We start from the raw sequence: 6,235 nt of genomic DNA, 5'->3' as shown, positions 1-6,235 counted from the left end.
GCTGGCCATCGGCGCCGCCAGCGTGGCGACCCAGGGCGGCCAGATCGCCGGCCAGGTGGTCGACACCATGGCGGGGATCGAGGCTTCGTCCAAGAAGATCGCCGACATCATCAGCGTCATCGACGGCATCGCCTTCCAGACCAATATCCTGGCCTTGAACGCGGCGGTGGAAGCGGCGCGTGCCGGCGAACAAGGCCGCGGCTTCGCCGTGGTGGCCTCGGAAGTGCGCACGTTGGCGCAGCGCTCCTCCGGCGCCGCCAAGGAGATCAAGGACCTGATCGCCGACTCGGTCGAACGCGTGGCCACCGGCTCGGTGCTGGTCAACACCGCCGGCAAGACCATGGGCGAGTTGGTTGTCAGCGTGCAGCGCGTCACCGACATCATGGGCGAGATCTCGGCCGCTTCGCAGGAACAGTCCGCCGGTATCGAGCAGGTCAACCAGACCATCACCCAGATGGACGAGACCACCCAGCAGAACGCCGCGCTGGTGGAAGAAGCCACCGCCGCTGCGCGTGCGCTGGAAGACCAGGCCAGCCAGCTGACCGAGGCGGTGGCGGTGTTCAAGACCGATCTGCTCGCCAGCACCGGCCCTGCCGTGCGGACCGCAGCGACGCCGAAGGTCGCCGCGACCGTGCGCGCCAAGCTGGCCGCAGTCGGCCGCAGTGCCGGTGCCAAACCGCGCGTGGTCGCTCCGCCGACCACCGGCGAGAGCAGCTGGGAAGAGTTCTGACTGAACACAAGCCCGCCGGCCCCTGTGCCGGTGGGCTTTAGTGGTTACAGATGAAGCCGATAGCGTGGCAAGTCCACGAGAACTCCTATGAATCTTTCTAAATCGTTGCCGACATCGCCCGCCGGTTCCCGCAGCTGGCGTGGCCGTTGGCATGACCTGGCCATCGCCAAGAAACTTGGTCTGATCGGTTGCATGGCCCTGGTCGGCCTGGTCATCCCGGTGCTGCTCTACAGCGGCAAGCTCAATGAAAGCGTCACCGTCAGCGGCAACGAACTGCGCAGCTATGCGCCGTTGGCAGAAATGATGCAGGTGATCGATGACCTGCAGGCCGAGCGGGTGGCTGCTGGTCAGGCCGCCAGGCAGGCTGGCGCCCAGGCCGATACGACCTTGCAGCAACTGCGGGTCGATACCGCCGCCCTGCCCGGCTTCGAACGCAGCCACAAGGCCTTGCTGGCCGTACAACAGGAGCGTGCACGCAATGCCGGCGCTGCCGGCTACTCGGCACTGAGCGGCCAGGCCTTCGCTGCACTGGACGCGATGCGCGACGACAGTCAATTGGTCTACACCCCGTATATCGAGAGCTACCATCTGGTGGTCTCCACGCTGATCTATGGCCCGGACGCCAGCGAAGCGCTGACGCTGCTGGACGCCGCCAACGACCCATCGCAAATCGCCGACGACCGTCCGATGCTGCGCGAGCAGTTCGCGCAGGTGCAGCGCGATCACCTGCGGTTCCGCCGCGAACTGGACAAGGCCATCGGTCTGCTGGAGCAGCCCGACCCGGCACTGTCTGCCGCTGCAAGCAACGAGGCCACCCGCGCGAATGCCGCACTGCAGATCCTGCAGGCGGCGCTGGAGGGTACCGACGCCGAGGCGGACCGCCGCTGGAACGCGGCCCTGGCCGACCTGGCCCAGGCCATGCAGCAGTTGGAGGATGTCTCCCTGCAGACCTTGCAGCGCCAATCCGAGCGTCACCTCGCCGAGGCCCGCAACGACATGTGGCGCGCCATCGGCGGGCTGACCCTGCTGGCGGCGCTGATCGCGGCCTTGTGCTGGTACACCTTGTCCACCCTGACCCGTAACGTGCGACGCGCCGCCGCGGTTGCCGGCAACATCGCCCAGGGGCGCCTGGATGACCGCATCGTGCCGGTAGGCAACGACGAAACCGGCCAGCTGCTGGCCAATATGGGCCAGATGCAGGAACAGCTGCAGCACGTCCTGGCCGCACAGAGCGAGATGGCCCAGCGCCACGACGCCGGTCAAATCAGCTACCGCATGGATGCCGCCTCGTTTCCGGGCGAATACGGCACCATGGTGCGCGACACCAATGCGCTGGTCGGTGCGCATATCGCAGTGAAGATGCAGCTGGCGCAGATCATGTCGCGCTACGCCATCGGCGATCTCAGCGAGGACATGCCGCGCCTGCCGGGCGAAAAGGCCGTGCTCAGCGACACCATGGACACCGTCAAGCGCAACCTGGCCGCGATGAACGGCGAGATCGGAAGACTGGCGCAAGCCGCCGCCAACGGCGACTTCAGCGTGCGTGGCGATGCCGACCGCTTCCAGCACGATTTCCACGCGATGGTCGCCAGCCTGAATCGCCTGATGGCCACCGCCGACGGCAATCTGCAATCGCTGTCGACCGTGCTGCGCGCCATCGCCGCCGGCGACCTGACCGTGCGCATGAGCGGCGAGTTCCACGGGGTGTTCGCCCGCATGCGCGACGACGCCAATGCCACCGTCGCCCAGCTTGCCGGCATCGTCACCCACATCCAGCAGTCCACCGACGCCATCAACCTGGCCGCCAGCGAGATCGCGTCCGGCAACCAGGACCTGTCACAGCGCACCGAACAGCAGGCTGCCAACCTGGAAGAAACCGCCGCTTCGATGGAGGAGCTCACCTCTACCGTCAAGCAGAACGCCGATCATGCCCGCCGTGCCAATCAATTGGTGGTCGGCGCGGCCGCCGTCGCCTCGCAAGGTGGCGAGGTGGTCGGTCAGGTCGTGCAGACCATGGTCGGCATCGAGGCCTCGTCCAAGAAGATCGCCGACATCATCAGCGTCATCGACGGCATCGCATTCCAGACCAATATCCTGGCGCTCAATGCCGCGGTGGAAGCGGCGCGTGCCGGCGAACAGGGACGTGGTTTCGCCGTCGTTGCCTCGGAAGTGCGTACACTGGCGCAGCGCTCGGCCAACGCCGCCAAAGAGATCAAGCAGTTGATCGAGGACTCGGTCAGTCGCGTCGAGCAAGGCAACGTGCTGGTCGGCCAGGCCGGCCGCACGATGCAGGAGATCGTCGGCTCGGTGCAGCGCGTGACCGACATCATGCGCGAGATCAGCGATGCCTCGCAGCAGCAGGCCCAGGGCATCGAGCAGGTCGGCGACACCGTCACCCAAATGGACCAGGCGACGCAGCAGAACGCCGCCCTGGTCGAAGAAGCCACCGCCGCGGCGCGTGCGATGGAAGATCAGGCCCAGCAGCTGCGCGCGGCGGTGGCCGTCTTCCAGTTGCACGCCAGCCATGGCAAGGCAGCGGCAACATACGCGGCCTGACGTTGGCAATGCCGGCGGCTGCATCGCCGCCGGCTGGGGCTCCCACCACACGCAGCCCCATTTCACCGCGCTGTCTGTCCGGCGCTCCGCAACGTCCAACGATGCCGCGCCGAGCAACGATGATCACATCCGCTCCAAGCGACGCGACCACCGCTCTCGCACAAGGCCAGGCCAGCTAATCGGGCGATGCCCGGTGCACCGGCGCAGACGACAGTCTGCGCACGAGACGTCCCTGGCCCGACACAGCAAGTGCAGCGCCGATGTTGCGACGTCGCTTCCGCCGTGAACAGGAAGTGACGGCGCCATCTACCCAGACCGCTTCGATGGCCGTGTTTGCTGGCTTGCGCGGGGGTTTCTACACGTGCCGCTCACCTCCTTGACGGCCGGCTGTCTTCAGCCGTGCACAGGGTTTCAGTCGCTGCTTGGGTCGCCGTTACCGATCGCAAGCAAGCGCACGCGACCATGGTCCATGAGCGGCATCAGCCGCCAAAAACCTCGCCAATGCACTGCTGGTCGGGTCGGTCCGTAGGCAGCGCATGCGGCAGCCGAATCGATACGGTCACCCACCCCTTTGCCGTGAGAATCCCCATGATGCAACTTCTGCAACGCTACAACGTCGGCACCCGCCTGAGCGTGGCCTTCGGTGTCCTGATCCTGCTGTCCTGCGCGCTGGTGGTCTCCGGTCTGCACACGCTCGCGCAGACGCGCGACCGCATGGAAACCGTCGTCAACCGCAACATCGTCATCATGCAGCACCTGCAGGACATGAGCGACGCCAGCTCGACGATCTCCTTGCAGGTGCGCAATATCGTGCTGCCGACGTCCCAGGAAGACAACCTGCGCTTTGCTGGCATCATCAAGCAGCAGCTGGCGCGCTACGAGCAGAACAGGCGCGATCTTTACCTGTTTTCCGCCTCGCCCGAGGCACAGGCGGCACGCCAGCGCATCGACGCGGCCAGTCGCCCCGCCCGGGCGCTCAACGCCAAGGTGATCGAGCTTGGCTTGAACGACAAGATCGATCAGGCAACGACGCTGTTGCTGCAGCGTGCGGCTCCGGCCAATCAAGCCTGGAGGGAAGGTCTGGCGGCGTATTCGGCGCTGCAGCGCGAACGCGCGCGCAACGCCTACACGGAAGCCGAAGCCGCCATGGCAAGCGGACGAGCGATGCTGATCGGCGGGGGTACTTCGGTGGTCGTCGTCAGCCTGCTGCTCGGCTGGCTGATCACCCGCTCGCTGACGCGCCCGCTGAGCCAGGCCACCCGCGCCGCTGAAGCGATCGCCGAAGGTCGCCTTGATAACGATGTGCGCACCGCTGCCAGCGATGAAACCGGCCGTCTGCTGCAAGCGATGGAGCGCATGCAGGAGCGCATCCGCGCGTTGATCGGTGCACAGCTGCACATGGCCAAGCGCCATGAGGAAGGCCAGATCAGCTACCGCATGGACGCCAGCGCGTTCCCCGGCGATTTCGGCCGCATGGCCAACGACACCAATGAGCTGGTCGCCGCGCACATCAACGTCAAGATGCAGACCCTGCGCTTGATCGAACGCTATGCCATCGGCGACCTGAGCCAGGACATGGAGCGTCTGCCTGGCGAGAAAGCCGCCATCACCGAGGCGATGGACCAGGTCAAGCACAACCTGTCGACCATGAACACGGAGATCAAACTGCTGGCCCAGGCCGCCGCCAATGGCGATTTCACCGCCCGCGGCAATACCGAGCAGTTCCAGTTCGACTTCCGCGTCATGGTCGAGAGCCTCAACCATCTGATGGGCACCGCCGACGGCAACCTGCAGTCGCTCTCCGAGCTGCTGCGCGCGATCGCCGCTGGCGACCTCACGGTTCGCATGAGCGGGCAATACCAGGGCGTGTTCGCCCGCATGCGCGACGACGCCAATGCCACTGCCGACCAGTTGGCCGGCATCGTCGGCCGCATCCAGCAGGCCGCCGATGCGATCGGCCTGGCCGCCAGCGAAATCGCCACCGGCAACCAGGACCTGTCGCAGCGCACCGAGCAGCAAGCCGCCAACCTGGAGGAAACCGCCGCCTCGATGGAGGAGCTGACCTCCACCGTCAAGCAGAACGCCGAACATGCCGGGCAAGCCAACCAGCTGGCCATTGGTGCCGCCACGGTGGCCTCGCAAGGTGGCGAGGTGGTCAGCCAGGTGGTGACCACGATGGCGCAGATCCAGGGCTCGTCCAAGAAGATGGCCGAGATCATCGCGGTGATCGATGGCATCGCCTTCCAGACCAATATCCTGGCCCTGAATGCCGCGGTGGAAGCGGCGCGCGCCGGCGAGCAGGGCCGCGGCTTTGCGGTCGTCGCCTCGGAAGTACGCACGCTGGCGCAGCGCTCGGCCAGTGCGGCCAAGGAGATCAAGCAGCTGATCGATGACTCGGTCGGCAAGGTGGCCGAAGGCTCGGCGCTGGTCGATCAAGCGGGCAGCACGATGGCCGAGATCGTGGCCAGCGTGCAACGGGTGACCAACATCATGAGCGAGATCTCCTCGGCATCGCAGGAGCAGTCCGCCGGCATCGAGCAGGTGAACCAGACCGTCACCCAGATGGACGAAGCCACCCAGCAGAACGCCGCGCTGGTCGAGGAAGCCACCGCCGCCGCACAGGCGATGGAATCCCAGGCGCAGCAACTGACCGAGGCGGTGGCGGTGTTCAAGATCGCGGCGCCGACGCACGCCAGCCGACCGACGCAATCGCTCGGTCACGTCGCGTCGCCGGCCCGCGCTGCGGCAACGCGCTGGGCCGCATCGACGGCGACGGCACGCCCCGGAAAAGCCGGCAAACCCGCCCCGCGCGTGGCAGCGACGACCGCCGCCGACGCTGCTTGGCAGTCGTTCTGACCGCGTCATCGATGCGCTCACCGTCGTTGTACTGAGCAGAGCCCAGGGCCGCTTCGATCGGAAGCGGCCCTGGCGCGCCGAGTAGCCATCGGC

Annotated in this window: 3 protein-coding genes; all 3 read left to right on the top strand. The window is 66.5% G+C overall.

Annotation, left to right across the window (positions count from 1 at the left end):
• Nucleotides 1-730 (top strand): methyl-accepting chemotaxis protein (locus CKY51_RS10130; protein WP_244952528.1); only part of this gene is annotated, 730 nt, incomplete at its 5' end.
• Nucleotides 731-817: 87 nt separating this feature from the next.
• Nucleotides 818-3,286: a methyl-accepting chemotaxis protein gene (locus CKY51_RS10125; RefSeq protein ID WP_152249173.1), complete on the top strand. Its 2,469-nt coding sequence runs from the start codon at nt 818-820 to the stop codon at nt 3,284-3,286.
• A 588-nt stretch (nt 3,287-3,874) separates the two neighbouring features.
• Nucleotides 3,875-6,142 (top strand): methyl-accepting chemotaxis protein, encoded by a 2,268-nt coding sequence (locus CKY51_RS10120; protein ID WP_022971583.1) that lies wholly within the window; start codon nt 3,875-3,877, stop codon nt 6,140-6,142.
• Nucleotides 6,143-6,235: the final 93 nt, after the last annotated feature.

The organism is Xanthomonas maliensis (assembly GCF_009192945.1).
In the GTDB taxonomy this organism is placed as follows: domain Bacteria; phylum Pseudomonadota; class Gammaproteobacteria; order Xanthomonadales; family Xanthomonadaceae; genus Xanthomonas; species Xanthomonas maliensis.
This window is presented reverse-complemented; position numbering and strand designations above follow the sequence as displayed.

What these genes read in the sequence shown, in the direction of transcription:
- CKY51_RS10125 (WP_152249173.1), top strand. Translation starts at nt 818, where the DNA reads ATGAATCTTTCTAAATCGTTGCCGACATCGCCCGCCGGTTCCCGCAGC.
- CKY51_RS10120 (WP_022971583.1), top strand. Translation starts at nt 3,875, where the DNA reads ATGATGCAACTTCTGCAACGCTACAACGTCGGCACCCGCCTGAGCGTG.